This window comes from Methylobacterium sp. Leaf361 (genome assembly GCF_001424445.1).
Taxonomy (GTDB): domain Bacteria; phylum Pseudomonadota; class Alphaproteobacteria; order Rhizobiales; family Beijerinckiaceae; genus Methylobacterium.
Genome location: NZ_LMPY01000030.1, coordinates 1 through 24,910 on the forward strand (window position 1 = coordinate 1; position 24,910 = coordinate 24,910).

Genomic DNA, 24,910 nt, shown 5'->3' on the forward strand with positions numbered 1-24,910 from the left:
CTCGTCAGGCTCATAACCTGAAGGTCACAGGTTCAAATCCTGTCCCCGCAACCAAATCCGACACACGGAACCCGCCGCGCTCAACAGCGCGGCGGGTTCTGCGTTTGTCCGGCCACGGACGGAGCCCGAACGCCCGAGCGAGTTCGCGATCAGGTTGCGCCACTGGCGTACCGTCGGTCCGCTTCCAGACCCTCCGTCGCTCACCGCCGAGGTGCGACCGCCACAAAGCGTCGCTGAGGTTGTTCTATCGGCTTTGAGGTATCGGCCAGCGACGCTCTGCGAATGCACAATCGATGGGCAGAAACGGCCTCGTAAGCTCTATAGCCGGCACCGCGTCGCACCTTCGGCTGTAGAGTGCAGGCCGCGTCAGGTCGCAGGGATAATTCGGCAATATCGATTGCGCACAAGCGAGACCCTGACAGGCATTACTCCTTGAGGTTGAGCGATCAAGATCGCTCTTATTACGCTATTTGGGACCGTATACCCCAGTTCCGAATTTAAGACTTGACGCTTCTTGCGAATGCGATTGTATCAGGCGTCCGAATCGCGACGCAGTGCTTGCGTTCTGGCGAGTTTCGTCATCACGAGAAGGCAACGCACGAGACATGGCCCAGTCGAACGGCGGCTCTCTCCGCCTCGTCACGCTCGCCTCCGAGATCGTCTCGGCCTATGTGAGCCACAATCACGTTCAGAGCGCGGATCTGCCTGGCCTCCTCAACGAGGTGCACGCGGCGATTCGGGGGGTCTGCGACGCCGGCCAGAGCCCGCCGATCGCCAAGGCGACCGCGCAGGAGATCCGGCGCTCGATCAATCCGGACTTCCTGATCTCGTTCGAGGACGGGAAGCCCTACAAGACGCTGCGCCGGCACCTCACCCTGCGCGGCCTGACACCGGAGGCCTACCGCGCCAAGTGGGGCCTCGCCTCGGACTACCCGATGACGGCCCAGAGCTATTCCGAGCAGCGCTCGCAGCTCGCCCGCTCCCTGGGCCTCGGGCAGCCGCGCGCCGCGGCGCCGGAACCCGAAGCCGAGCCCGCGCCGCAGCCCGCCGGGAAGCGGCGGGCGCGCAGCAAGGAAGCCGTCTGACGGCGACACGCCCCGCCTGCGGCGAAGGTGTCGTCGACCTGCCGCAATCGGCCTCGATAGCGTGGGGCCGCACGGTGCGCCTGCCTTGTCTCGGCCTGGACGGCGCGCCCGCCCAGACGCCGGAGCCCTGCATGCTGACCCGCCTCACCCTGCCCGCCCTCGTCGCAGCCCTGCTGGCCGCCAGCCCGGCCGCGGCGCAGATGGCGCGGACGGAGACCCGGGAGCCCGCGAAGGACGGCACCGCGAAGGTCGTGCCGCTGAGCAAGGCCGACGTGCAGCTCTCCTTCGCCCCCGTGGTGAAGCGGGCCGCGCCCTCGGTGGTGAACGTCTACGCCTCCCACGTGGACAAGCGCTCCAGCGCGCGCACCAGCGCCATGGAGGAGTTCATGCGCCGCTTCTTCGGCGAGCCGGAGGGCGGCCGCGGCCCCCGGGGTGACCGGGCGCAGCGCTCCCTGGGCTCGGGCGTGCTGGTCGATGCCGACGGGCTCGTGATCACCAACAACCACGTCATCGACAACATGAACGAGGTGCGGATCGCCCTGGCGGATCGCCGCGAGTTCGAGGCCACGATCGTGATGCGCGACACCCGCACCGACCTCGCGGTGCTCAAGATCAAGGAACCGCCGAAGGGCCTCGTGCCGATGCCGTTCGGCGATGCCGACGCCCTGGAGGTCGGCGACTTCGTGATGGCGATCGGCAACCCGTTCGGCGTCGGCCAGACGGTGACGCAGGGCATCGTCTCGGCGCTGGCGCGCACGCAGGTCGGCTCCGCGGACTACCAGTACTTCATCCAGACCGACGCGGCGATCAACCCGGGCAATTCCGGCGGCGCGCTGGTGGACCTGCGCGGCCAACTCGTCGGCATCAACACCGCGATCTACTCGCAGTCGGGCGGCAGCCACGGCATCGGCTTCGCGATCCCGGTGGGCATGGTCAAGGCGGTGGTCGACGCCGCCCGGGACGGGGCGAACGTCGTGCGCCGGCCCTGGCTCGGGGCGCGCATCCAGAGCGTGACGCCCGACATCGCCGACAGCATGGGCCTCGACCACCCGACCGGCGTGCTGGTGGCGAGCCTCCAGCCCAAGAGCCCGGCCGAGGAGGCGGGCCTGAAGCGCGGCGACCTGATCCTCACGGTCGACGGCCAGGAGGTCGCCGATCCGGAGGCCTTCGGCTACCGCTTCGCCCTGAAGGGCGTGCAGGGCCACGCCCGGTTCGGGATCCTGCGCGGCACGACCCGTCAGACGGTCCCGGTCAAGCTCGCCCCGGCTCCCGAGACGCGTCCCCGGGACGCGCTCAAGGTGAAGACCCGCTCGCCCTTCCTCGGCGCGACCCTCGTCAACACCTCGCCGGCGGTGGCCGAGGAGATGCAGGTGGACTTCCCGGCCGAGGGCGTGGCCGTGCAGGCGGTGGACGAGAACTCCATCGCGGCCCGGGTCGGGCTGCAGAAGGGCGACGTGATCGTGGCGGTCAACGGCGTGCCGATGGCGACCACCAAGGACCTCGACCGGGTCACCCGCAACAGCCTCAATTCCTGGGAGGTCGCGATCAACCGCAACGGCGAGATCCTGACCTCGGTGTTCGGCGGCTGATCCCGTCGCGGGGCGCCAGGTCCGTGGCCGTGGGCAAGCCCCGGCTCCCGGCTTGCGCCCCCGGCCGCGCCCGGTGTTGATGCGCGGATGTCCGACCTGTTCGCCTCCGCGGAGACACCCGCCGCGCCGGATCCCGGCCGCCCCCCCGGCGCCGAGGCCGCCCGCCCGCTGGCAGACCGGCTGCGCCCGCAGACCCTCGCCGAGGTCGTCGGCCAGGAACACCTGACCGGGGAGGGCGGGGCGCTCACGCGCCTGCTGCGGGGACGGACGCTCGGCTCGCTGATCTTCTGGGGGCCGCCCGGCACCGGCAAGACCACGGTGGCGCGGCTGCTCGCCCAGGGCACCGACCTGCATTTCGAGCAGATCTCGGCGATCTTCTCCGGCGTGCCCGACCTGCGGAAGGTGTTCGAGGCGGCGCGCAAGCGGCGGGCGACCGGGCAGGGGACCCTGCTGTTCGTCGACGAGATCCACCGGTTCAACCGGGCCCAGCTCGACGCCTTCCTGCCGGTGATGGAGGACGGGACCGTCACGCTGGTGGGCGCGACGACGGAGAACCCGTCCTTCGAGCTGAACGCCGCGCTCCTGTCCCGCGCCCGGGTGCTGCTGTTCCGGGCCCTCGATCCGGGCGCCGTCGCGCGGCTGCTGGTCCGGGCCGAGGCGCTGACGGGCCAAGCCCTGCCGCTTACCGAGGAGGCGCGCGGCGTTCTGGTCCGCATGGCCGACGGCGACGGCCGCGCGGCCCTGACCCTGGCGGAAGAGGTCTGGCGCTCGGCCCGCCCCGGCGAGACCCTCGACGCCGAGGCGCTGCAAGCGATCGTGCAGCGGCGCGCGCCCATCTACGACAAGGCGCAGGAGGGCCACTACAACCTGATCTCGGCGCTCCACAAGACCGTGCGCGGCTCGGATCCGGACGCGGCGCTCTACTATCTCTGCCGGATGCTCGATGCCGGGGAGGACCGGCTGTTCATCGCCCGCCGGCTCGTGCGCATGGCGGTGGAGGATATCGGGCTCGCCGACCCGCAGGCGCTGGTGGTGGCCAACGCCGCCAAGGACGCTTTCGACTTCCTCGGCAGCCCCGAGGGCGAGCTGGCCCTCGCCCAGGCGGCGATCTACCTCGCCTGCGCGCCGAAATCGAACGCCGTCTACGAGGCCTACAAGGCCGCGACGCGGCTGGCCAAGGAGGCGGGCTCCCTGCCGCCGCCGCGGACCATCCTCAACGCGCCGACCAAGCTGATGAAGCGGATCGGCTACGGCGAGGGCTACCGCTACGACCACGACGAGCCCGACGCCTTCTCGGGCCAGGATTACTGGCCCGACGCGCTCGGGCGCCAGCACCTCTACCAGCCGACCGAGCGGGGCTACGAGACCCGGCTCGCCGAGCGCCTCGACCGGTGGGAGGCGCTGCGCAAGGCGCGGCGCGGGGAGGGGTAGGGGGCCCATCCCGTTTCTGCTCGATGGCTCCGGCGCCGTCAGTGCGAGCGGAGCGAAGCAATCCAGCAGCCCCACGATTCCTGACGTCGCGCTGCCCTAGGTCACGTCGCCGCGCTCGCGATGACGGCGCGGGCGGCGTCAACCGAGGCCGCATCAGAGATCGAGCGGCGCGTTGTCGATCACCTCCTTCATGACGAAGAAGGTCCGGGTCTGGCGCACCCCCGGCAGGCCGATCAGCGTGGCGCTGTGGAGGCGGTTGAAGTCGGCCATGTCGGAGACCCGGATCTTCAGCATGTAGTCGAAGTCTCCGGCCACGAGGTGGCAGTCGAGGAGCGCGGGGATCGCGCGCACGGCGGCCTCGAACTCCGAGAAACTCTCGGGCGTCGAGCGGTCGAGCACGACGCCGACGAAGACCAGGGTGCCGCGCCCGACCCGCATCGGATCGATCAGCGCCCGGACCGCCCGCACGAACCCGTCCGCGAACAGGCGCTGGATCCGGCGATGGCAGGTGGCCGCGCTAGTGCCGACCCGCTCGGCGATCTCGGCATTCGCCATGCGCCCGTCCGTCTGGAGGAGGCGGAGGATCTTCTGGTCGATCCGATCGAGCCCTGCGGACATGGATGATTCTTTCGGATGCGGCGCGAAATCCGGAATGCTCCGTAGCCAGTCTGGTCAGCAGCGCAAGTCAAGGTCTGTTCATGCTCGAAGATCGAGAGCACCTTTCATCCCGGATCGGGTAGTTTCTCCCCGCGCCTCGAAGACGGAGCCGGGCCTCGCGCCGGGCCGTCGCCGAGGCCTCGCTTCGAAGCGCCCGGGCGGACCGAGACCGCTGCTGCCCCGGGGGCGCCCCGAGACCCGGAGAGACCCGATGCTGGACAAGTTCGAGCGCTATCCCCTGACCTTCGGCCCGACGCCGATCGAGCCGCTCAAGCGCCTGACGGCCCATCTCGGCGGCGAGGTCGAGTTGTACGCCAAGCGCGAGGATTGCAATTCCGGGCTCGCCTACGGCGGCAACAAGCTGCGCAAGCTCGAGTACATCGTGCCGGACGCGATCAAGAGCGGCGCCGACACGCTTGTGTCGATCGGCGGCGTGCAGTCGAATCACACCCGCATGGTCGCGGCGGTAGCCGCCAAGATCGGGATGAAGTGCCGGCTGATCCAGGAGGCCTGGGTGCCCCACGAGGACGCCGTCTACGACCGGGTCGGCAACATCCTCCTGTCGCGGATCATGGGCGCGCAGACGCAGCTCGTGGATGACGGGTTCGACATCGGCATCCGCGATTCGTGGAAGCGGGCGCTCGCCGAGGTCGAGGCCGAGGGCGGCAAGCCCTACGCGATCCCGGCCGGCGCCTCCGTGCACAAGTACGGCGGGCTCGGCTACGTCGGCTTCGCGGAGGAGGTGCGCAAGCAGGAGGCCGAGATGGGCCTGCGCTTCGACTACGTGGTGGTCTGCACGGTGACGGGCTCGACCCATGCCGGCATGCTGGTGGGCTTCTCGGCCGACGGGCGCGCCCGCAACGTCATCGGCATCGACGCCTCCTGCACCCCGGCCCAGACCAAGGCCCAGGTCCTCGACATCGCCCAGAACACCGCCGCCCTGGTCGGCGCGGGCGACATCGTGGCCGACGACGTGGTTCTCAACGAGGATTACGCCTACCCGGTCTACGGCGTGCCCTCGCGGGAGACCGTGGAGGCGATCCGCCTCTCGGCCCGGCTCGAGGGGATGATCACCGACCCGGTCTACGAGGGGAAGTCGATGCAGGGCATGATCGACCTCGTGAAGAAGGGCTTCTTCCCGAAGGGCTCGAAGGTGCTCTACGCCCATCTCGGCGGCGCGCCGGCGCTGAACGGCTACAGCTACACGTTCCGCAACGGCTGAGGCCTTCGGCAGCGCCGTCCTTGCGAGCGGAGCGAAGCAATCCAGCAGCGCCACGCTTCCTGACGTGGCGCGACCCTGGGTCACTTCGCTGCGCTCGTGATGACGGAGAGGGGCACCTCAACCGAACCGTTCCAGCGAAACCGAGTGAGGCGGATCGGCCCGATCCCTCACCGCCCTTCGCCCCTCTCATCCTGCGGTGCTGTGCAGCGGGCTCGGAGGGGCTCGGAGGGGCTCCGGAAGTCTCGCGAGCCCTCGGAGGCTCCTTCGCGGCGGCTTCGCCGCCCCTCGGGATGCGGTGATCGGACGGGTCCAGCGACTCCAGCGCATGGTCCCCTATATGACGGCGCGGGACCCGCACCGGAGAGGGCAGGGATGATCGCACCGGCACGCGCGCTGCTCCTCACGGCCCTGCTCGCCCTGGGCGCGCCCGCTGCGCGCTCCGCCTCGGGACCGGCCGTCGAGGCCGAGAACGGGATGGTGGTCTCGTCCCAGCGCCTCGCCTCGCAGGTGGGCGCCGACATCCTGAGGGCCGGCGGCAACGCCGTCGACGCCGCGGTGGCGGTCGCCTACGCCGAGGCGGTGGTGAACCCCTGCTGCGGCAACATCGGCGGCGGCGGCTTCCTGGTGCTCCACAGCGCCGACGGGCGCAGCCGCTTCATCAATTTCCGCGAGACCGCCCCGGCGGCCGCCACCCGGGACATGTATCTCGACGCTGCCGGCAACGTCGTGAAGGGCGCGAGCCTGCGCGGCTGGAAGGCGGCCGGCGTGCCCGGGACGGTGCTCGGCCTCAACACCGCCCTTGCCGCGTACGGGACCCTGCCGCTGGCGCGGGTGATGGCGCCGGCGATCGCGCTCGCCCGGGACGGGTTCGTGCTGACCCGGGGCGACACCGACATCCTCGAATCCGGCACGAAGCTGTTCGCGGGCCAAGCGAACGTCGCCCGGATCTTCCTGCGCCCGGACGGCAGCCCCTGGCGGCCCGGGGACCGGCTGGTCCAGGCCGACCTCGCCCGCACCCTCCAGGCCATCGCCGACCATGGCGCGGACGCGTTCTACAAGAGCGCGATCCCGGCAGCCGTGGAGGCGGCCTCCCGGGCGGGCGGCGGCCTGCTGACGGCCTCCGACTTCGCCGCCTACACGGTGACGCAGTCCGAGCCGCTCACCTGCCGCTACCGAGGCGCCACGATCCTGTCGGCGCCCCCGCCCTCGTCCGGCGGCACCACGCTCTGCGAGATCCTCAGCATCCTCGACGGCTACGACCTGCGGGCCGCCGGGTTCAACTCGGCCCGGACCGTACACCTGATGGTCGAGGCGATGCGGCGCGCCTACGCGGACCGCAACCTGCTGCTCGGCGACCCGGCCTTCGTGGAGAACCCGGTCGACCGGCTGGTGTCGCCGGCCTACGCGGAGACGCTCCGGGCCTCGATCCGCCCGGACCGGGCGACCCCATCGGCGGAGATCCGCCCGGATCCCGGCCCGGAGCCGCGGGAACGGCCCGAGACCACCCACATCTCGGTGATGGACAAGGCCGGCAACGCGGTCGCGCTGACCTACACGATCAACGGCTATTTCGGCGCCGGGGTGATCGCCGGCGACACGGGGTTCTTCCTCAACGACGAGATGGACGATTTCACGGTCAAGACCGGGGTGCCGAACCTGTTCGGCCTCGTGCAGGGGACCAGGAACGCGATCCAGCCGGGCAAGCGCCCGCTCTCGTCCATGGCGCCCACGATCGTGCTGCGCGACGGCAAGGTCGCGCTGGTGGCGGGCTCGCCGGGGGGCTCGCGGATCATCACGATCAACGCCCAGACGCTGATCAACGTGCTCGATTTCGGCATGGAGCCGCAGGAGGCGGTGGACGCCCCGCGCATCCATCACCAGTGGCTGCCCGACACGGTCTACGCCGAGCCCTTCGCGCTCTCGGCGGACACCCAGGCCATCCTCAGGGGCATGGGCCACACGATCGTCGAGCAGAGGCCCTGGGGGGCGCAGGAGCTCATCGCGATCTGGGCCGCGGCGCCCGCCCTGCCGAAGGCCGCGTCGTCGGGCAACGACGCCTCGCGCACGGAGCGGATGCGGCCGGGCCTGCTCTACGGCGCCAACGACAACCGTCGGCCGGCCGGCGCGGCGGTGGGGGAGTAGGGGGCGGGCGGCTTGACGCGGACAACCCCGTCATTCCGGGCACGCCGGCCTCGTCCGGGAGGGCAGGGTGGGGTGAGGCCCGGAGGCACCCGCCACGAGCGAGACCGGGGGTTCAGCCCTCTCCCACCTCCCGCGCCACCGCGCGGAACCCGATGTCGCGCCGGCAGAAACCCTCCGGCCAGTCGATCCGGGCCACCGCCGCGTAGGCGCGGGCCTTGGCGTCCGTGACGCTGTCGCCGAGGGCCGTCACCGCCAGGACCCGGCCGCCATCGGCCAGCAGCTGCCCGCCCTCGGCGCGGGTGCCGGCCTGGAACACGTGGACCCCGTCGCCCTCGGCGGCGTCGACGCCCCGGATCACCGAGCCCCGGACCACGGCGCCCGGATAGCCGGCCGCCGCCATCACCACGGTGAGGGCCGCCCGGTGCGGATCGAATTCCAGGCTCACGCCGGAGAGGTCGCCCTCGCAGGCCGAGAGCAAGGCCGGCACGAGGTCGGAGGCGAGGCGCGGCATCAGCACCTGCGCCTCGGGGTCGCCGAAGCGGGTGTTGTACTCGATCAGCTTGGGGCCGTCGGCGGTGAGCATCAGGCCGGCGTACAGGATGCCGGTGAACGGGCAGCCGCGGGCCCGCATGCCGGCAAGCGTCGGCGCGATGATCTCGGCCATGACCCGGGCCTCGATCTCCGGGGTGACCACCCGGGCCGGGGAATAGGCGCCCATGCCGCCGGTATTGGGCCCCCGGTCCCCGTCGAAGACCCGCTTATGGTCCTGGGCGGTGCCGAGGGAGATCGCCCGCGTGCCGTCGCACAGGGCGAAGAAACTCGCCTCCTCGCCGAACAGGCACTCCTCGACCACGACCTCGGCGCCGGGCTCGGCGAAGAGGCCGGTCAGCGCGTCCTCGGCCTGGTCGACCGTCTCGGCCACGGTGACGCCCTTGCCGGCGGCGAGGCCGTCGGCCTTCACGACGATCGGGGCGCCCTGCTGGCGGACATAGGCCAGCGCCGGCTCCAGGTCGGAGAAGCGCGCGAAGGCGGCGGTCGGGATGTTGCAGGCGGCGCAGAGATCCTTGGTGAAACCCTTCGAACCCTCGAGCCGGGCGGCGTCGCGGGTCGGCCCGAAGGCGCGGATCCCGGCGGCCTTCAGGTCGTCCACCAGGCCGGCCACGAGGGGCGCCTCGGGCCCGACCACCACGAGGCCGATCGCCTCCGCCGCGCAGAAGGCGGCGACGGCCGGGTGGTCCGTGACCTTGAGGTCCGGTCGGTTGGTCCCGTGGCGGGCCGTGCCGGGATTGCCCGGCGCCGTGAACAGGCGGGTGCAGAGCGGGCTCTGGGCCAGTCGCCAGGCCAGGGCGTGCTCGCGGCCGCCGGAGCCGATCAGCAGGATATTCATGCGCACGCCACCATGGGCCCAGCTTCTGGGGGAAGCGTGCCCGCGGGAAAAGGTTTTTTTCGGGCTTTCCCCGCTCTGCGCGGATATCCCGGCGGCGCGGAGGCCGATGTCAGCAGCCGGTGCAGACGCTCGTGTTGAGGCCGCCGCCCCGCCGCACGATCCCGTTGCGACCGATATGGCGGCCCCGGTACACATCCCCGCGGACGCCCCGATAGGGCAGGTAGGGCCCGAAGGAATCGGCCTGGACGTTGCGCTGGAACGTCTGGTTCAGCGTGTTGAAGTCCGAGACCCGCTGCTGGTTGAGCGACCGGATCTGGCCCTGCAGGGCGAATGAGGCGTTGGCGGCATTCGGGTCGTTCTGCTGCACCTGCGCCGAGGCGGAGCCCGCCGGGAGGGCGAGCGCCAGGGCGAGGAGCGCGCGGGACGCGGCACGCATGGGTCCCTCCGTGCGAGAGTCGAGCGGGTTTCGGAAACGCTTGTGCGAGTCGACGCGCCAGGATCGGTCCGGGTTCCCGGGCGCGTCAACCCGGCACAACGGGGGACTTCGTCTCCGGCAGGGCCTCAAGGCGCTCGGGATCCAGCCCGGTATGGGCCTGAACCAGGGGGTGCGGGGTCAGGGCCAGCCACTGCGTCAGGGAGATGTCGGCGTAGCGCGGGCTCTTGAACATCTCCAGGAATGTCAGGGTCGTGTCGCCGGTATTCTCGATGTAATGCCCCATGGCGAAGGGCACGTAGCCTACGTCGCCGGCCCGGTAGTCGAAGGTGCGGGCCTTCGATTCCGAGCCGAACACCGTCATCCGGCCCTGGCCGGAGAGGTAGTACTGCCACTCGTCGCTGTTCGGGTGCCAGTGCAGCTCGCGCAGCCCCCCGGGCTCGACCTCGACCAGGGCCGCCGCGATCGTCACGGACGCCGGGAACACCGTGGAATCGGTGATGCGCACGCTGCCGCCCCGGGTGCGGACCGGCTCCTGCGCCAGCATGCGGTGGCTGAAGGTCTTCGGCACCGGCCCGGAGCCGCCCATCCTGTCGGCCGCGAGCGGGCCGGGTTTCGGGCCGGGGAAGATGTAGAGCTCCTTCTCGGGGATCCTGGCGAAGGCGCTCTCGGGCAGGCCGAAATTCTTGGCGAGCACGTCCCGGGGCGTGTGGGCCAGCCAGTCGGTGAGCAGGAAGGTGGAATCCTCCGAGAAACCGCCGTCGTCGAAGACGAGCAGGAACTCGCACCCGTCGATCCCGTCGGCGGCGAGTCCCTGGATGGAGTGCGGGATGCCGCCCGGGAAGTACCAGAGGTCGCCCGCGCCGACATCGTCCGCGAAGGTGCGCCCGTCCTGGTCGACCGCGGTGATCCGGGCCTTGCCCTTGATCATGTAGGCCCACTCGGATTCCTTGTGCCAGTGCATCTCGCGGACCGCGCCGGCCTTGAGCCGCATGTTGACCCCGGCCATGGCCTTGGAGACCGGCAGCTCGCGGATCGTGGTCTGGCGCGCCCAGCCGCCCTCCTCCAGCCGCATGTGGCTGTCCGCGAAGGACCATTTCAGGTTCGGCATGGTGCCGTGGTCGGTGGCGGGCGGCGCCAGGGTGAACGGCTCCTCGGCGGCGCGGGGCCGGTTCTGCGGGCCCAGGATGTCGGCGCCTTTGCCGCCGCGCTCGGGGAGGCGCGGGGCCGGCCCGGCGGATTGCGCCGCGGCGGAGGACGCGGCCATCGCGCCGCCGGCGGCTGCGATGACGGCGCGCCTGGAGATCTCGGTCATCGTGGATGGGTCCCTGAGTCCGTGGCAGGGAAACCGGTCGCGTGCTCGGAGGATCCGCGGGCGGGCCGCGCTGTGCGCTGCGGCATCTCGCCCGGAGCCCGCGCGCGGTCTATGCATTGAAGACGGCGCATTGAATACGGCGGCGCACGCGTCCCGGCCGGGCGCCGAGGCGGCGGTTCAGGCGCGGCGCGACCCGAGGGCGAGGATGGCGGACCGGGACAGTTCAGCCACGGACGGAACCGTCCCGCCCGCCCGCGGCGGCCGCCGGTGGCTCGCCCTGCTGGCGCTGGCGGGCCTCGGCGTCCTCGGATACCGCCTGTGGCCGGACGCGTCGCGCGCGGCGAGTCCGCCCGCCGCCGAGGCGAAGCCGCCGACCGTGCGGGTCGCCGCCGCGGCCCGGGCCTCCGACACCCTGAGCCTGACCCAGACGGGCACCACCCAGGCGTTCGACATCGCGAACCTCTACCCGCGGGCGACCGGCTACATCGTCGAGCGCAAGGTCGATATCGGCTCGCACGTGAAGGCGGGCGACCTGCTGTTCCGGATCAGCGCGCCCGACCTCGATCAGCAGCTGGTCCAGGCCCAGTCGCAGGTGCTGCAGCTCCAGGCGGCGCTGATCCAGGCGCGGGCGATGGTGGATCAGGCCGAGGCCAACCGCCACCTCGCCGACGTGACCAACCGGCGGACCTCGACGCTCGCCGGCACCGGGGTCGAGACCCGGCAGAACGCCGACACCTCCCAGGCCGGGGTGCTGGCGCAGACCGCCAACGTCGACGCCGCCAGGGCCGCCGTGAAGGTCGCGGAGGCCAACATCGCCGCCCAGGAGGCGCAGGTCGCCCGGCTCAAGGTCCTGACCGGCTTCGAGGAGATCCGCGCGCCCTTCGACGGGGTGGTGACGGCCCGCAACAACGACGTCGGCGACGCGGTCACGGCGGACACGAATACGGGGGCGCCGCTCCTCACGCTGAACCGGGACGACGTACTGCGCATGGCGGTGAACGTGCCGCTCTACGCCGCCGACGGCGTCCGCGACGGGCTGGCCGCCTCGGTCGAGGTGGCGCAGATCCCGGGCCGGATCTTCCCCGGCACGGTCTCGCGCTCGTCAACGACGCTGCTCTCGGCCGCGCGCACGCTGGTCACGCAGGTCGACATCCCCAACCCCGACGGGGCGCTGCGGCCGGGACTCTACATCACGATCACGCTGGAGATCCCGCGGGTCTCGCCCGCCGTGACGGTGCCGAACGACGCGCTGATCTTCGACCAGCACGGGACCCGCGTGGCCGTGGTCGAGGCGGCCGGGGACGGGGGGGGCGTGGTGCGGATGCGCCCCGTCACGATCTTCCGCCAGACCCGCACGCTCCTGGAGCTGCGCGACGGTCTGAACGGCGGCGAGCGCGTCGTCGTGGGCCCGCCGGCCTCGCTGCGCGACGGCGACCGGGTCACCCTGCGTCCGGAGGACCGGGCCGGAGCGTGAGCGGCGGCGCCCGGCAGCCTTGTCCAGCCTTGGGACAGCTACGGCGGCGATAAGCCGTCGGGCATGCGGCGGCGCCGTGGGGGCTCAGCTTCCGGCGCCGCCGTGACCGGCCGGCTCAGGAAGCGGATACCACCGCCGTGGCACTCGGAACGATAGCGCTGTCGATCGCGCTGCTCGGGCTCGCCCTCGCGAGCTTCGGTCTGACACTGGCCCTCGCGGGCGGGTCCTGGTTCTACGTCGCCCTGGGCTTGGGCGTGCTGGTCTCCGGCGTCGAGCTGCTCCGGCGACGCCAGAACGGCCTCCGGATCTACGCCCTGGTTCTGGCGGCGGCCTTCGTGTGGACGCTCGGCGAGGTCGGATTCGACAAGTGGCAATGGATCCCGCGCGGGGGCCTGCTCCTCCTCGTCGGGCTCGTGCTCTGCCTGCCCTCCGTGGTGCGGCGCCTGCGCGACGCGCCCGAACGGCCCTGGACGCCCGGTCTCGGGAACGGTCCGCTCGCCCTCCGGGTCGTCGTCCTGCTGATCGCGGCCTCGGGCGCCGCGTCCTGGTTCGTCGACCCGGTCGAGACGCGGGGCAGCCTGCCGAAGGTCGCGGGGGCGGGGCCGGCCGCCGTCGATCCGAGCGGCGTTCCCTATCCGGCCGACGACTGGGTCGCCTATGGCGGCACCAATCTCGGCCAGCGCTACTCGGCGCTGGCGGATATCGGCACCGCCAATGTCCGGGGCCTCGCCGTGGCCTGGGAGCACCATACCGGCGACCTGCGCGGCGACAGCCGGGCGGATCCGAAGGAATTCACCTTCGAGGCCACGCCGATCAAGGTGAACGGGCTGCTCTACCTCTGCACGCCGCACAACATCATCCAGGCCCTGGAGCCCGAGACCGGCCGGCTGGTCTGGGCCTTCGACCTGAAGATGGCGCGGGACGGCCAGTACCAGCACCAGACCTGCCGCGGCGTGTCCTACAACGACTCGGCCGGCTACGCGCCGCCCGCCGAGACCGACGCCGACCGGGCCGCCGCCGTCGCGGCCGCGGTCGCCGAGTGCCCGCGCCGGATCATCGCGGCCTCGGTCGACGCCCGCCTCTACGCGCTGAACGCCGAGACCGGCGCCCCGTGCAGGACCTTCGGGGCGGACGGGTTCGTCGACCTGAAGGCGCAGATGCCGAACCTCCGGCGCGCCGCCTATCAGCAGACCTCGGCGCCGCTGGTGACCCGGAACCTCATCGTCCTCGGCAGCGCGATCGCCGACAACTACTACGCGGACAACCCCTCGGGCGTGATCCGCGCCTTCGACGTGCGCACCGGCGCGATCGTCTGGAAGTTCGACGCCGGCAAGCCCGACGCGACCGCGCCGCTGCGGCCCGGCGAGTCGTACGAGCCCAACTCGGCGGTGGCCTGGACGCAGTTCTCGGCCGACGAGGCGCTGGGGCTCGTCTACGTGCCGTTCGGCAACCGGGCGCCCGATCAGGTGGGCGTGGCCCGGTCGAAGGCGGACGAGGCCCTCATCGACGCCCTGGCGGCGCTGGATCTGGAGACGGGCGCGCTGCGCTGGGCGTTCCGGACCGCGTATCACGACCTGTGGGACCGCGATAACCCGTCCCAGCCGGTCCTCCTCACCCTGCCGCAGGGCGAGGAGACGGTGCCGGCGATCCTGATCCCCACCAAGGTCGGCAACGTCTGGGTCCTCGACCGCCGCACCGGCGCCCCGGTCCGGCCGGTCTCCGAGGTTCCGGTCTCGACCCGGACCGACATCCCGGGGGAGACGCCGTCCCCGGTCCAGCCGATGTCGTCCCTCCGCTTCACGCCGGCGCCGCTGACGGAGGCCGGCATGTGGGGCGTCACGCCCTTCGACCAGATCCAGTGCCGCCTCGCCTTCCGGTCGAACCGCTACGACGGCAACCCGTTCACGCCGCCCCAGACGTCGGAGGGCGCGATCGTCTGGCCCGGCAATATCGGGGTGTTCAACTGGGGGTCGGTGGCGGTCGATCCGGTCCATCACTGGATGATCGCGACGCCGCAATACCTGCCCTACATCTACCGCCTGCTCCCGCGCCCCCCGGGCGAGCCGGAGAGGCGCCTCCTCGGCGCCGATCCCGAGGCGAGCCCGGTCAACGAGAATCTCGGCGGCCCCTACGCGGTCGCGATCGCGCACATGCGCTCCGCCCTCGGCATCCCCTGCAGCGCGCCGCCCTGGGGCGTGCGCGTCGGCGTGAATCTCGCCGACGGCACCGTCGCCTGGAAGCGCCGCAACGGCACGGTCGCGGGGCAGAAGGTCGGCGGTCTGGCCGTCCCGCTTCCCCTGGAGATGGGCATGCTGGCCCACGGCGGCACCCTGACCACGGCGGGCGGCGTCGCGTTCACGGCCGCCACGCTCGATGACCGCATCCGCGGCTACGACATGCAGACCGGGGAGATCCTGTGGTCCACGACGTTGCCGGCCGGCGGCCAGGCCACCCCGATGACCTATCGCGGCAGGGACGGCCGGCAGTACGTGGTGATCGCAGCGGGCGGGCACGGCTCGCTCGGAACCACGCCGGGCGATTCGGTCATCGCCTACAGGCTTGAGTGAGCCGTCGCGCGCCGGACGCAACCCGGCAGCCGCGGCGGGTTGAGCGAGGGCCCCAGCCTTCCGGCCGGGGCAGGGCGCGGCGGGGGCGGTCTAGGCCGCGAGACGGGCCCGCGCGTCGGTGCGGGCGAGGCGGGCCAGCAGGTACTCGACCTCGGCCTTCGCCTGCGCGGTCAGCGCCTGCGACGGCTTGCGCTGCGCGTCGGACGCGAAGATCCCCCGGCGCATGAACACGTATTTGCGGACCGCGAGCCCCAGCGGGCCCTGCTGCTGCTCGTAGCGGAGATAGGGGAGGTGGGCGTCGAACAGGTCGTGGGCGGCGTCGCGCTCCCCGGCCCGGCCGAGGCGGACCACGTCGACCAGCATCTCCGGGAAGGCGTAGCCGGTATTGGCCCCGTCGGCGCCGCGCTCGGTCTCGAAATCGAGGAACAGACCGCCGTTGCCGACCAGGATCGAGATGTGGCGCATCGAGCCGTCCGCCTCGAAGCCGCGCAGCGTCGAGACCTTCTCCAGCCCCGGCCAGTCCTCGTGCTTGAGCATCACGCAGGAGGGGTTCTCCGACACGATCCGGCGGATCACGCCGGGGGTCATCTGGACCGAGAAGGTGAGGGGATAGTCCTGAAGCACGAAGGGCACGTCCGGGCCCACGGCCTCGGCGGCATTCCGAAAATAGCCGACCACCTGATCGTCGGTGCGGAGCGTGTTGGGCGGCGCGATCATCACCCCGGCCGCGCCCAGCTCCATCACCTCCCGGGCGAGCGACCGCATGGCCGCGAAGCCCGGCGCCGTGACCCCGACGATCACCGGCAGCCGGGTGCGCCCGAGGACGCGCCGCGCCACCGCGATGCCCTCCGCGTGGTCGAGCTTGCCGGCCTCGCCGAGCTGGCCGAGGATCGTCAGGCCGTCGACGCCGGCCGCCCCGAAGAAGTCGGTCACCCGGTCGAGGGAGACCTCGTCGATCCGGCCGTCCGGATGGAACGGGGTCGGCGCGATCGGGACGACGCCGCCGATGTCGCTGGTGAGAGGCATGCCGGTCTCCGCGCTGCTGCGGCGGCCGCCGGCCGCCGGGTGGCATGCCCCATACTAAAAAATCCCGGGCGGCGCGACGCGCCCGGGACCGGTTCCACGTGACCGGAGCGCTGGATCAGCCCAGCAGCTTGTCGAGGGTGATCGGCATCTCGCGGACCCGCACGCCGGTGGCGTGCCAGACCGCGTTGGCGATGGCGCCCACCGTGCCGGTGATGCCGATCTCGCCGACCCCCTTCACGCCCAGGTTGTTCACCACCGCGTCGTCCTCGTGGACCAGGATCGCCTCCATGGCGGGCACGTCGGCGTTCACCGGCACGTGGTACTCGGCCAGATTGTCGTTGAGGAAGCGGCCGGTGCGCGGGTCCATCTCGGCCCGCTCGTGCAGGGCGAAGGACAGGCCCCAGATCATCCCGCCGTAATACTGGCTCTGGACGAGGCGCGGGTTGATCACCCGGCCGGCCGCGAAGGCGCCAACGAGGCGGCTCACGCGGATCTGGCCGAGATCTGGATCGACCTTCACCTCGGCGAAGACCGCGCCGTGGGCGTGCATGGCGTAGGAGGCCTGCGCGGCCGGGTCGGCGCCGGCCTTGCCCTGGCCCTCGATGCGCGACCGGCCGGCCCGCCGGAGGATGTCGGTGAAGGACTCGCTCCGGCCCGGGTCGTCGCGCCGGGTCAAACGCCCGCCCGCGGCGGTCACGCCGGCATTGCCGGCGCCGTAGAGCGGGGAGGCGGGGTCGTTGGTGGCGAGCTCCGCGAGCTGCCGGATCACGTCGCCGGCCGCCGCGTGGACCGCGCCGCCCGCCGTGGCGGTGTGGCCCGAGCCGCCCGCGATGCCGGCATTCGGCAGGTCTGACGAGCCCATCCGGAAGGTGAGGGCGTCCATCCCGATCCCGAGCCCGTCGGCGGCGATCTGGGCGAGCGCCGTCCACGAGCCCTGGCCCATGTCGATCGCCCCGAGCTCCACCGTGCCGGTGCCGTCGGCGCGGATCTCGGCCCGGGCCATCCCCTCGAAGATCAGCGCCGGGAAGGTGGCGGTGCCCATGCCGGTGCCGACCAGGAACCCGTCCCGGTCGCGGGTCTGGCGGGGCTGCAGCGGGCGACCGGCCCAGCCGAAGGCCTCGGCGCCGCGCCGGTAGCAGTCCCGCAGGGCCTTCGAGGAGAACGGCTTGCCGGTGATCGGCTCGACCTCGGCGTAGTTGGCGAGCCGGAACTCCAGCGGGTCCATGCCGAGCTCGTGGGCCATCTCGTCCAGCGCGCTCTCCAGGGCGACGCTGCCGGTCGCCTCGCCGGGCGCGCGCATGAACAGCGGCGTGCCGGTGTCGAGGCGCACGGCCTCGTGCCGGATGGCGATGGCCGGGCTCGCGTACAGGGTGCTGGTCGCCCGGCCCGCCGGCTCGAAGAAGTCGTCGAAGCTCGACGAGGCGGTGCGGATGTGGTGGTCGAGGGCCGTCAGCTTGCCGGAGGCGTCGGCGCCGAGCCGGAGGGTCTGCCGGGTCGGTCCGCGATGGCCCATCGGGCCGTACATCTGGGTCCGGGTCGGGACGAGCTTCACCGGCCTGCCGACGAGCTTCGCCGCCATGCAGGCGAGCACCTGCGGCCCGGCGGGGACGCCCTTCGAGCCGAAGCCGCCGCCGAGATAGGGGCTCTCGATGTGGATGTCGTCGGGGCCGATGCCGAACAGCCCGGCGAGCCTTGCCTGCGACATGGCGAGCGCCTGGGTCGGCATGAACAGCGTCAGCCGGTCCCCGTCCCAGCTCGCCACCGCCGCGTGGGGCTCCATGGCGTTGTGATACTGGGCCGGCGTCTCGTAGGTGGCGGCGATCGTCTTGGACGCGGCCGCGAGTCCGGCCTCGACATCGCCGTCCGTCTCGACGGGCGGCGCGCCGACGCCGACCGAATCCGGCGTGAAGGCCTCGCCGGAATCGAGCCCGATCCGCGGCGTCTCGGCCGCGTAGGTCGGGGCGAGCAGCCGGGCGCCCTCGGTGGCCGCCTCCAGGGTCTCGGCGATCACTACGGCGATGGGCTGGTTGGCGTAGCGGACGCGGTCGTTCTGCAGGAGGTCGAGGCGGAACGTGAACGGCCCGTCCTTGGCGTCCGGGTCCTTGGCGAGCGTCGGGGCGTGCCCCGGCCGCATCACCGCGACGACGCCGGGATGCGCCTCGGCGGCGGCCACGTCGAGGCCGGTGACGCGTCCGCGGGCGATCCGGGCGACGCAGAGCGCCGCGTGGAGGGTTCCGGGGGGCAGGTTGTCGGCGGAGAAGCGGGCCTGGCCCGTCACCTTGAGCGGGCCGTCGCGCCGGGTCAGCGGCTGGCCGATGCTGGAGCCGTGCCGGATCGCGCCGGCGGGGAGATTCGGGGCGGGCGTGGAGGTCGCGGTCATGCGGGTCTCCTCAGACGGGTTCCGGTTGGAGGTTCCGGTCAACGCAGCTCCCGCCGTCATCGCGAGCGGAGCGAAGTGACCCAGGGCAGCGCGACATCGCAGGTCGCGGCGCCGACCGGGCTGCTTCGCTCCGCTCGCAGGGACGGCGGTGCCAAGCCATCGACCGCGTGTCAGACGATGCCGAACGGGGAAGCGGGGAGGGCCGGGATCCGGGCGGGCGTGCCCGCGGCGGCCTGGGTCAGCGCGCGGATCGCCACCCGGCGGGCGAGCTCGACCTTGAAGGCGTTGGCCTCACCGGTGGGCTTGGCGCCGGCGAGCGCGGCCTCGGCGGCCTTCGCGAAGGCCTCGGGGGAGGGTGCCTGCCCGGCGAGCGCGGCTTCAGCCTCCGCCACCCGCCAGGGCTTGAGCGCCAGCCCGCCCAGGGCGAGCCGGGCCTGTCCGATCCGGCCGCCGGCCTCCAGGGTGAGGGCGGCCGCCGCCGATACGACCGCGAAGGCGTAGGAGGTGCGGTCGCGGACCTTGAGGTAGCGGGCATTGCCCCGGAACGCGGCCGCCTCGGGGGGCAGGCGCAGGGCGGTGATCAGCTCGCCGGTCAGCAGAGCGGTCTCCCGCTCCGGGTGGTCGCCGGGGAGGTGGTGGAACGCGGTGAGCGGCACCTCCCGGGCACCGTCCGGCCCGACGATCTCGACCACCGCGTCGAGGGCGGCGAGCGGCACGCAGAAGTCGGACGGGTGGGTGGCGATGCAGTGCTCGCTCCAGCCCTGGACCGCGTGGATGCGGGTGGCGTGCCCCAGGGCCGCGCAGCCGGAGCCGGGCGCGCGCTTGTTGCAGGGCGAGACCGCGTCGGTGAAGTACTGGCAGCGGGTGCGCTGCATCAGGTTGCCGCCGACCGTGGCGGCGTTGCGCAGCTGCGCCGAGGCGCCGGCCAGCAGGGCCTCGGCCACCATCGGGTAGGCCTTGGCGAAGGCCGGGTCGTGGGCGAGGTCGCTGTTGCGGACCAGGGCCCCGACCCGGGCGGTGCCGTCCGGCAGCCGCTCGATGGCCGAGAGACCGGGGAGGCGGGTGATGTCGACGACCCGCTCCGGGGTGGCGACACCGCCCTTCATCAGGTCGACGAGGTTGGTGCCGGCGGCGAGGAAGGCGGTGCCCGGCTGCTGGCCGGCCGCCACGGCCTCGGGCACGCTCGCGGGGCGGATGTAGTCGAAGGTCCTCACGCCGCGTCCTCCCGCTGCTCCGAGGTCCGGGCGGCCGCGTCCTGCACGGCGTCCAGGATCCCCGCGTAGGCGCCGCAGCGGCAGAGATTGCCGCTCATGCCCTCGCGGATGCGCTCCGGATCGGTGCCGGCCTGGCCCTCGCGGATCAGGCCGACCGCGCTCATGATCTGGCCCGGCGTGCAGAAGCCGCACTGGAAGCCGTCATGGGCGATGAAGGCCGCCTGGACCGGGTGCAGCCGGTCACCCTCGGCGAGCCCCTCGATGGTCAGGATCTCGGCGCCGTCGAGGCTCGCGGCGAGGGTCAGGCAGCTGTTGATCCGGCGCCCGTCCACCAGGACCGTGCAGGCGCCGCACTGGCCGCGGTCGCAGCCCTTCTTGGCGCCCGTCAGACCGAGGCGCTCGCGCAGGAGATCGAGGAGGGTGACGCGCGGATCGTCGAGGGCGATCTCGCGCGGCTGCCCGTTCAGGGTGAGCCTGAGGGGAATGGTCATGCGGGGGTCCCGGCTACCGAGGCTGGAACCGTTACAGATAGCCGCCGCCCCGCTTCCGGCGAGACCTTAAGCAGAAAGCGATGTGCGCAAGATCACGGCACGCGAAGGTTGCGCGCTTACGCCGACTTGACCCGAACCTCGGAGGCCGATTTCAGCACGGTCTTGCCCTTGGCGGTCTTGATCTCGAGGGCGGGCTCGGCCTTCGAGGCTTCGCGCTTCACCGTGTTGCCCTTGATGGTCTTCTCCACGTCCCGCGTGTGGACCTTGGTCACCTCACCCGAGACGGTGCCCTTGCCCCATTTGTAGGTGACGTCGTCCCCGGTCTTCACCTTCGCCTTGGCGGTCATGCGCGTCTCCATCGTGGATATGAGCGTGAATGAGGGCGTGGATGCGGGGAAAGGCGCCCGGCGGCGGGCGCGTTCCCGGGTTTCCACGGCCGGGATGCCGCACTCAGCGGCCGACCTCCCGGCGCAGGGCGGTGACCATCGTCTCGACCGCCGCCTGCGCGGTCTCGCCGAGGTCGATGGCGCTCTCGCCGGCGGTGACGAGGCCGCGCCCCTCCAGCTCCTTCACGCCCTCCGGGTCGGCCTCGTGGCCGGCGCCGTCACGGCGGATCACCGAGGTGACCGTCTCGCCGCTGACGAGCCGGTGATAGGCCGCGAAGGCGAGGATCGAGAGGGCCTTGTCGGAGAGTCCGTTCAGGTCGTCGGCCATGCGTGCGTTCCTCCGCGCGTTTCTCCACGCATTCGTCGAAGCGTGCTCGACGGACGAACGCCGTACGGGGCCGGGGGGTCCGGGCGGCCGCCGGGGTGCGACGACACGTGCGACGACACGTGCGACGACACGTACGACGACACGTACGACGACACTCGCGGCGACGGGTGCGAGGACGGGTGCGCTCCTCCGGGCGACGACGCTTCGCGCCGGGGCCACCTTCCTGCTACCCTGCCGCCCTCCATGACTCCGCAGACCGACCAGACCGAAGTGGAACCGAGCCCCGAGCCGCGCCGCGCGCCCGCGCCGCCCGATCTCGACTATCGCCTGCGCCAGCAGGTGATCCTGTCGGAGTTCGGTGTCGAGGCTCTGCGCGGCACCGATGTCGACCACCTGCTGCAGCGGGCCGCGGAACTGTGCGCGCAGGGCATGGGCGCCGAGTTCTGCAAGGCCCTGGAATATCGGCGCGGCGCCGACACCCTGCTGGTCCGGGCCGGTGTCGGCTGGGGGCCCGACGTGATCGGCAAGGCCCGGATCGGGGCCGATCTCGCCTCCCCGGCCGGATTCGCCCTCAAGACCGGCCGGCCTGTGATCTCCAACCACCTCGCGGACGAGACCCGGTTCCGCACGCCGCAGCTCATGGCCGAGCACGGCATCCGCCGGGCGATCAACGTGCTGATCGAGAACCGGGACGGCGCCTTCGGGGTGCTGGAGGTGGACGACACCCGCGAGGGCATGTTCGCGGAGGCCGACATCGCCTTCATGCAGGGCTTCGCCAACCTGCTCGGCGGCGCCATCGAGCGCCAGCGCACCGAGAGCCTGCTGCGGGCCGCCCTCGCCCGGCAGGACCTGCTGGCCCGCGAGATGAGCCACCGGGTCAAGAACAGCCTCGCCATCGTGGCGAGCCTCCTCGCCCTGCAGGCCCGGGCCGCCGAGGAACCCGCCGTTCAGGCGGCTCTGTCGGACGCGCGCAGCCGCGTCGAGGCGATCGCGGGCGTGCACGACCAGCTCTGGCGGCAGGGTGACAAGGTAGAGGGTGAAGGGGAGGGGGTGCCGGGCGAGCTCGACCTCGCGCCCTTCCTGGAGAAGCTGGTGGCCAACCTCGCCAGCGGCGTGCCGGGTCAGCGGCTTACCTGCACGGCCTGCCCGCAGCGGATCTCGGCCGACCGGGCGATTCCCATCGGCCTCCTGGTCAACGAACTCGTCACCAACGCGCTGAAATACGCCTACCCGACCGGGACGCACCCGGCGGGCGGCGAGATCCGGGTCCGCGCCGAGCGGCGGCCGGAGGGGCTCGTGGTCGAGGTTGCCGACGACGGGATCGGCCTTCCGGCGGGGTTCGAGATCGGGCGCAGCTCGAAGAGCCTGGGCATGCGGGTGGTCGGCAGCCTCACGCGCCAGCTCGGCGGCAGCCTGACGATCCCGGCCCGAGAGAAGGGCGCCTGCTTCCGCCTGGAAGTGCCCCTGGAGGTAACCCCGGAGGCGCCCCCGGCCGGCTGAGCGTGGGGCGCGCCCCGACGAGGGGGCGGGGACTGGACAATGGCCCTACCCCGCCGCGATCGGGGTGCGACGGGCGCGGCGAGACAGAGCGGATGCAGTGACCGAGAACAGGACGACGGCGGCGCTCCTCGCCGAACGGCTCCACGCCTTTCGGAGCCTCGGCGACAATTGCGAGTTCGGGTTCGTGCAGCGCTACGGCGGGGTCGAGCCTTCCGGCCTGCTGCGCTTCTCCTACACGCCCATGGAGGACCTGATCCGCGGCCTGCGCTGCGGCTTCGCGGATTTCGGCGTGCCGGGCGACCTGCGGCTCTCCGTGAGTTCCGGCGGCACCTATTACTGCCACAGCGTCGCCTACAACATCTGGGCGAATACCGGGCACCCGGCCGGCTCGATCGAGCCGGAGGCGCTGCTGGAGCGGGAGTACGGCCGGCTGGCCCATCTCAAGCGCAAGCTGCTGGACGAGCTCGCCGACGGGTCGAAGATCCTGGTGCGCAAGGTCGGCCGCGACGAGCCCGAGGCCGATTTCGCCCGCCTGGCCGAGGCGGTCCGTGCGCACGGGCCCGCGACGCTGCTCCGCGTGACCGAGGCCGGGCCGGACTGGGTTCCCGAGCCCGCCCGGCGCGTCGCCGACCGGCTGATCGAGGGACGGGTCCGCCGGTTCGCGCCGGTGGAGCAGGCCTGGGAGGTCGATCTCGAACCCTGGATGCACCTCGTGGACAGCGTCTACGCGCTGGAGCGCGGCGCGGCACCGACCCGCCTCGACGCCGCCGCCTTCCCGGAGGCGCTGGCGCTGCCGGGGCGCCTGCGCCGGCATGTCGGCCGGCACCGAGCGACGGCTCTGAGCGCCTACACGCGGGCGGTGGATCCGGCCGGCTTCCGCGCCGACACGGTCCACGTGTTCTCAAGCTGGGTTTGGATTCCGGAGGACTTCGCCGGGGACCGGGTCTTCGCGGCGGCCGGCTACGCGCGGCTGGGCTGGCGGGACGCCGACCTGTCGCGGCGCCGGTGCTGGCAGCGCGTCTGGGCGGCGGGACGGCTGCGCCCCGACGCGGCGCGGGAACCCGTCGGGCTCGGCATGATCGGCACGCGGCGGGACGGGTTCTGGTCCACCGGGGCCCGCTTCGCCGAGGGGCCGATCCCCGGCGATGAGCCGGCGCCGGACCTGCGGATGCCGCCGGTCCGGTTCCCGGGGCGGGATCTCCTCGGCCGGCTGCTGCCGCGGGTCCTTTAGCCCCGGACCGGCGCCCGACCGGGAACCGATCCGGCACGGCGGTCTTGCCTACCGGGCCGCACGGGACCGCGCCCGTCGCGAGGGGGCCCATGCCCGGTTTCGTGCCCGACCGCCGCTCTCTGCTCCTCACCCTGGCCGCGGGTTCGGCCGTCCTGTCGGCGCGGGGGGCCGACGCCGTCGGGGCACCGGAGCGGATCCCGCTCTGGCCGGGCGAGCCGCCGGGCGGCGGCGGTCCGCAGGGTCCGCCGGTCCGCGACGACAGCGGCGCCGTGAAGAACGTCGCCGTGCCGGTCCTGGAGGTGTACGCCCCGGAGACGCCGACCGGCGTGGCGGTCCTCGTCGCCGGCGGCGGCGGCTACGCCCGGATCGGGATGGTCAAGGAGGCGCTCCCCGCCGCGCTCTGGCTCGCCGCGCAGGGCATCACGGCCTTCGTGCTCACCTACCGCCTGCCGGGCGAGGGCTGGGCGGCGGGCCCCCTGGCGCCGCTCCAGGACGGGCAGCGGGCCCTGCGCCTGATCCGCGCCGCGGCCGCGCGCTTCCGGATCGACCCGGCCCGCGTCGGCGTGCTCGGCTTCTCCGCCGGCGGGCACCTCGGCGGCCTCATCGCCGCGCGCTCCGCGTTCCGGGCCTACGACCCCGTCGACGCGGCCGACGACCTGTCGGCGCGGCCCGACTTCGCGACGCTGATCTACCCCGTGGTGAGCCTGGAGCCGCCCTACGACCGCACGACCACCCGGCGGTCCCTCGTCGGCGAGACCCCGAGCCCGGCGGCGAGCCGGGACTGGTCGCTCCAGACCCATATCCGGTCCGGTTGCCCGACACTGTTCCTCGTGCAGGCGGACGACGACGCGGTCATCAGCCCGGAGCACAGCCGCATCCTGGACGCGGCCTGCCGCGAAGCGGGCGTACCGGTCGAGTACCACCGCTTCGCGGTCGGCGGCCACGGTTTCGGGATCGGCCGGTCGGAGGCGCCGGTCGCCCTCTGGCCGCGGCTCTGCCGGCTCTGGCTGACCAGCGTGTCGGTGATGCGCTGACGCGGTGCGCGCACCGCT

The 24,910-nt window shown here is 72.5% G+C and carries 20 protein-coding genes; 10 read left to right on the forward strand and 10 right to left on the reverse strand.

Annotated features, from left to right (window positions below; all coding sequences use genetic code 11):
- The first annotated feature begins 605 nt into the window (after positions 1-605).
- The 3 genes from ASG32_RS20085 to ASG32_RS20095 all read left to right on the forward strand — a co-directional run bounded on the left by ASG32_RS20085 (position 606) and on the right by ASG32_RS20095 (position 4,105).
- Positions 606-1,085, forward strand: a complete 480-nt coding sequence (locus ASG32_RS20085) for a MucR family transcriptional regulator (protein WP_020095549.1) — start codon at positions 606-608, stop codon at positions 1,083-1,085.
- Between the two features lie 131 nt (positions 1,086-1,216).
- Positions 1,217-2,674: a Do family serine endopeptidase gene (locus tag ASG32_RS20090; protein WP_042674063.1), complete on the forward strand. Its 1,458-nt coding sequence runs from the start codon at positions 1,217-1,219 to the stop codon at positions 2,672-2,674.
- Between the two features lie 87 nt (positions 2,675-2,761).
- Complete coding sequence (locus ASG32_RS20095; protein WP_056529899.1) at positions 2,762-4,105, forward strand: replication-associated recombination protein A; 1,344 nt, start codon at positions 2,762-2,764, stop codon at positions 4,103-4,105.
- Positions 4,106-4,258: 153 nt separating this feature from the next.
- Here the strand turns inward: ASG32_RS20095 and ASG32_RS20100 are convergent, their stop codons facing one another.
- Positions 4,259-4,723 carry an Lrp/AsnC ligand binding domain-containing protein gene (locus tag ASG32_RS20100; RefSeq protein WP_020095546.1) on the reverse strand — a complete coding sequence of 155 codons (465 nt, stop codon included), beginning with the start codon at positions 4,721-4,723 and terminating at the stop codon, positions 4,259-4,261.
- A 250-nt stretch (positions 4,724-4,973) separates the two neighbouring features.
- Here ASG32_RS20100 and ASG32_RS20105 point away from each other — a divergent pair, with 250 nt between their 5' ends.
- Together ASG32_RS20105 and ggt are read left to right on the forward strand one after the other, a co-directional pair.
- Positions 4,974-5,984 (forward strand): 1-aminocyclopropane-1-carboxylate deaminase, encoded by a 1,011-nt coding sequence (locus tag ASG32_RS20105; RefSeq protein WP_056529902.1) that lies wholly within the window; start codon positions 4,974-4,976, stop codon positions 5,982-5,984.
- A 372-nt stretch (positions 5,985-6,356) separates the two neighbouring features.
- Positions 6,357-8,126: a gamma-glutamyltransferase gene (ggt, locus tag ASG32_RS20110; RefSeq protein ID WP_056529905.1), complete on the forward strand. Its 1,770-nt coding sequence runs from the start codon at positions 6,357-6,359 to the stop codon at positions 8,124-8,126.
- A gap of 112 nt (positions 8,127-8,238) precedes the next feature.
- On the opposite strand, the gene purD is transcribed toward ggt, so the two are convergent.
- From purD to ASG32_RS20125, 3 genes are all read right to left on the reverse strand, one after another.
- Positions 8,239-9,513 (reverse strand): phosphoribosylamine--glycine ligase, encoded by a 1,275-nt coding sequence (gene purD / locus ASG32_RS20115; RefSeq protein ID WP_056529908.1) that lies wholly within the window; start codon positions 9,511-9,513, stop codon positions 8,239-8,241.
- A gap of 109 nt (positions 9,514-9,622) precedes the next feature.
- Entirely contained in the window at positions 9,623-9,949 is a 327-nt protein-coding gene (locus tag ASG32_RS20120; protein ID WP_020095542.1) for a hypothetical protein, read from the reverse strand.
- An 85-nt stretch (positions 9,950-10,034) separates the two neighbouring features.
- Positions 10,035-11,261 (reverse strand): oxalate decarboxylase family bicupin, encoded by a 1,227-nt coding sequence (locus ASG32_RS20125; RefSeq protein WP_056529912.1) that lies wholly within the window; start codon positions 11,259-11,261, stop codon positions 10,035-10,037.
- Between the two features lie 205 nt (positions 11,262-11,466).
- On the opposite strand from ASG32_RS20125, the gene ASG32_RS20130 reads away from it, so the two are divergent.
- Both ASG32_RS20130 and ASG32_RS20135 read left to right on the forward strand, forming a co-directional pair.
- Positions 11,467-12,735, forward strand: a complete 1,269-nt coding sequence (locus ASG32_RS20130) for an efflux RND transporter periplasmic adaptor subunit (protein ID WP_056529915.1) — start codon at positions 11,467-11,469, stop codon at positions 12,733-12,735.
- Positions 12,736-12,872: 137 nt separating this feature from the next.
- Positions 12,873-15,302, forward strand: coding sequence for a membrane-bound PQQ-dependent dehydrogenase, glucose/quinate/shikimate family (locus ASG32_RS20135; protein ID WP_056529918.1), 2,430 nt, complete (start codon positions 12,873-12,875; stop codon positions 15,300-15,302).
- 90 nt (positions 15,303-15,392) lie between these two features.
- Here the strand turns inward: ASG32_RS20135 and ASG32_RS20140 are convergent, their stop codons facing one another.
- The 6 genes from ASG32_RS20140 to ASG32_RS20165 form a co-directional block, all read right to left on the reverse strand.
- Positions 15,393-16,328: a dihydrodipicolinate synthase family protein gene (locus tag ASG32_RS20140; protein WP_056529921.1), complete on the reverse strand. Its 936-nt coding sequence runs from the start codon at positions 16,326-16,328 to the stop codon at positions 15,393-15,395.
- A 115-nt stretch (positions 16,329-16,443) separates the two neighbouring features.
- Positions 16,444-18,708, reverse strand: coding sequence for a xanthine dehydrogenase family protein molybdopterin-binding subunit (locus tag ASG32_RS20145; RefSeq protein WP_056529924.1), 2,265 nt, complete (start codon positions 18,706-18,708; stop codon positions 16,444-16,446).
- Positions 18,709-18,878: 170 nt separating this feature from the next.
- Complete coding sequence (locus tag ASG32_RS20150; protein ID WP_056529928.1) at positions 18,879-19,922, reverse strand: xanthine dehydrogenase family protein subunit M; 1,044 nt, start codon at positions 19,920-19,922, stop codon at positions 18,879-18,881.
- The gene (locus ASG32_RS20155; protein ID WP_042673359.1) at positions 19,919-20,413 is read right to left on the reverse strand and encodes a (2Fe-2S)-binding protein; all 495 of its coding nucleotides are present in this window, start codon (positions 20,411-20,413) and stop codon (positions 19,919-19,921) included. The genes ASG32_RS20150 and ASG32_RS20155 overlap by 4 nt, the downstream gene beginning before the upstream one ends.
- Before the next feature lie 116 nt (positions 20,414-20,529).
- Positions 20,530-20,760: a DUF2945 domain-containing protein gene (locus ASG32_RS20160; RefSeq protein ID WP_042673358.1), complete on the reverse strand. Its 231-nt coding sequence runs from the start codon at positions 20,758-20,760 to the stop codon at positions 20,530-20,532.
- A 103-nt stretch (positions 20,761-20,863) separates the two neighbouring features.
- A complete protein-coding gene (locus ASG32_RS20165) occupies positions 20,864-21,127 on the reverse strand; it encodes a hypothetical protein (RefSeq protein ID WP_020095533.1) in 264 nt (87 codons plus the stop codon).
- Between the two features lie 243 nt (positions 21,128-21,370).
- On the opposite strand from ASG32_RS20165, the gene ASG32_RS20170 reads away from it, so the two are divergent.
- The 3 genes from ASG32_RS20170 (at position 21,371) to ASG32_RS20180 (ending at position 24,892) form a co-directional block, all read left to right on the forward strand.
- Positions 21,371-22,627, forward strand: coding sequence for a histidine kinase dimerization/phosphoacceptor domain -containing protein (locus tag ASG32_RS20170; protein WP_056529931.1), 1,257 nt, complete (start codon positions 21,371-21,373; stop codon positions 22,625-22,627).
- A gap of 97 nt (positions 22,628-22,724) precedes the next feature.
- Positions 22,725-23,858, forward strand: a complete 1,134-nt coding sequence (locus ASG32_RS20175; protein WP_056529934.1) for a hypothetical protein — start codon at positions 22,725-22,727, stop codon at positions 23,856-23,858.
- 89 nt (positions 23,859-23,947) lie between these two features.
- On the forward strand, positions 23,948-24,892 hold the full coding sequence (locus ASG32_RS20180; RefSeq protein WP_020095530.1) for an alpha/beta hydrolase: 945 nt from the start codon (positions 23,948-23,950) through the stop codon (positions 24,890-24,892).
- Positions 24,893-24,910 lie beyond the last annotated feature (18 nt).

Excerpts from the sequence above, each read along its gene's own strand:
- ASG32_RS20130 (WP_056529915.1), top strand. The coding sequence starts at position 11,467 with ATGGCGGACCGGGACAGTTCAGCCACGGACGGAACCGTCCCGCCCGCC.
- ASG32_RS20155 (WP_042673359.1), bottom strand. The coding sequence starts at position 20,413 with ATGACCATTCCCCTCAGGCTCACCCTGAACGGGCAGCCGCGCGAGATC.
- ggt (WP_056529905.1), top strand. The coding sequence starts at position 6,357 with ATGATCGCACCGGCACGCGCGCTGCTCCTCACGGCCCTGCTCGCCCTG.
- ASG32_RS20160 (WP_042673358.1), bottom strand. The coding sequence starts at position 20,760 with ATGACCGCCAAGGCGAAGGTGAAGACCGGGGACGACGTCACCTACAAA.
- ASG32_RS20145 (WP_056529924.1), bottom strand. The coding sequence starts at position 18,708 with ATGACCGCGACCTCCACGCCCGCCCCGAATCTCCCCGCCGGCGCGATC.
- ASG32_RS20170 (WP_056529931.1), top strand. The coding sequence starts at position 21,371 with ATGACTCCGCAGACCGACCAGACCGAAGTGGAACCGAGCCCCGAGCCG.
- ASG32_RS20090 (WP_042674063.1), top strand. The coding sequence starts at position 1,217 with ATGCTGACCCGCCTCACCCTGCCCGCCCTCGTCGCAGCCCTGCTGGCC.
- ASG32_RS20140 (WP_056529921.1), bottom strand. The coding sequence starts at position 16,328 with ATGCCTCTCACCAGCGACATCGGCGGCGTCGTCCCGATCGCGCCGACC.
- ASG32_RS20085 (WP_020095549.1), top strand. The coding sequence starts at position 606 with ATGGCCCAGTCGAACGGCGGCTCTCTCCGCCTCGTCACGCTCGCCTCC.
- ASG32_RS20100 (WP_020095546.1), bottom strand. The coding sequence starts at position 4,723 with ATGTCCGCAGGGCTCGATCGGATCGACCAGAAGATCCTCCGCCTCCTC.
- purD (WP_056529908.1), bottom strand. The coding sequence starts at position 9,513 with ATGAATATCCTGCTGATCGGCTCCGGCGGCCGCGAGCACGCCCTGGCC.
- ASG32_RS20125 (WP_056529912.1), bottom strand. The coding sequence starts at position 11,261 with ATGACCGAGATCTCCAGGCGCGCCGTCATCGCAGCCGCCGGCGGCGCG.
- ASG32_RS20120 (WP_020095542.1), bottom strand. The coding sequence starts at position 9,949 with ATGCGTGCCGCGTCCCGCGCGCTCCTCGCCCTGGCGCTCGCCCTCCCG.
- ASG32_RS20105 (WP_056529902.1), top strand. The coding sequence starts at position 4,974 with ATGCTGGACAAGTTCGAGCGCTATCCCCTGACCTTCGGCCCGACGCCG.
- ASG32_RS20180 (WP_020095530.1), top strand. The coding sequence starts at position 23,948 with ATGCCCGGTTTCGTGCCCGACCGCCGCTCTCTGCTCCTCACCCTGGCC.
- ASG32_RS20095 (WP_056529899.1), top strand. The coding sequence starts at position 2,762 with ATGTCCGACCTGTTCGCCTCCGCGGAGACACCCGCCGCGCCGGATCCC.
- ASG32_RS20165 (WP_020095533.1), bottom strand. The coding sequence starts at position 21,127 with ATGGCCGACGACCTGAACGGACTCTCCGACAAGGCCCTCTCGATCCTC.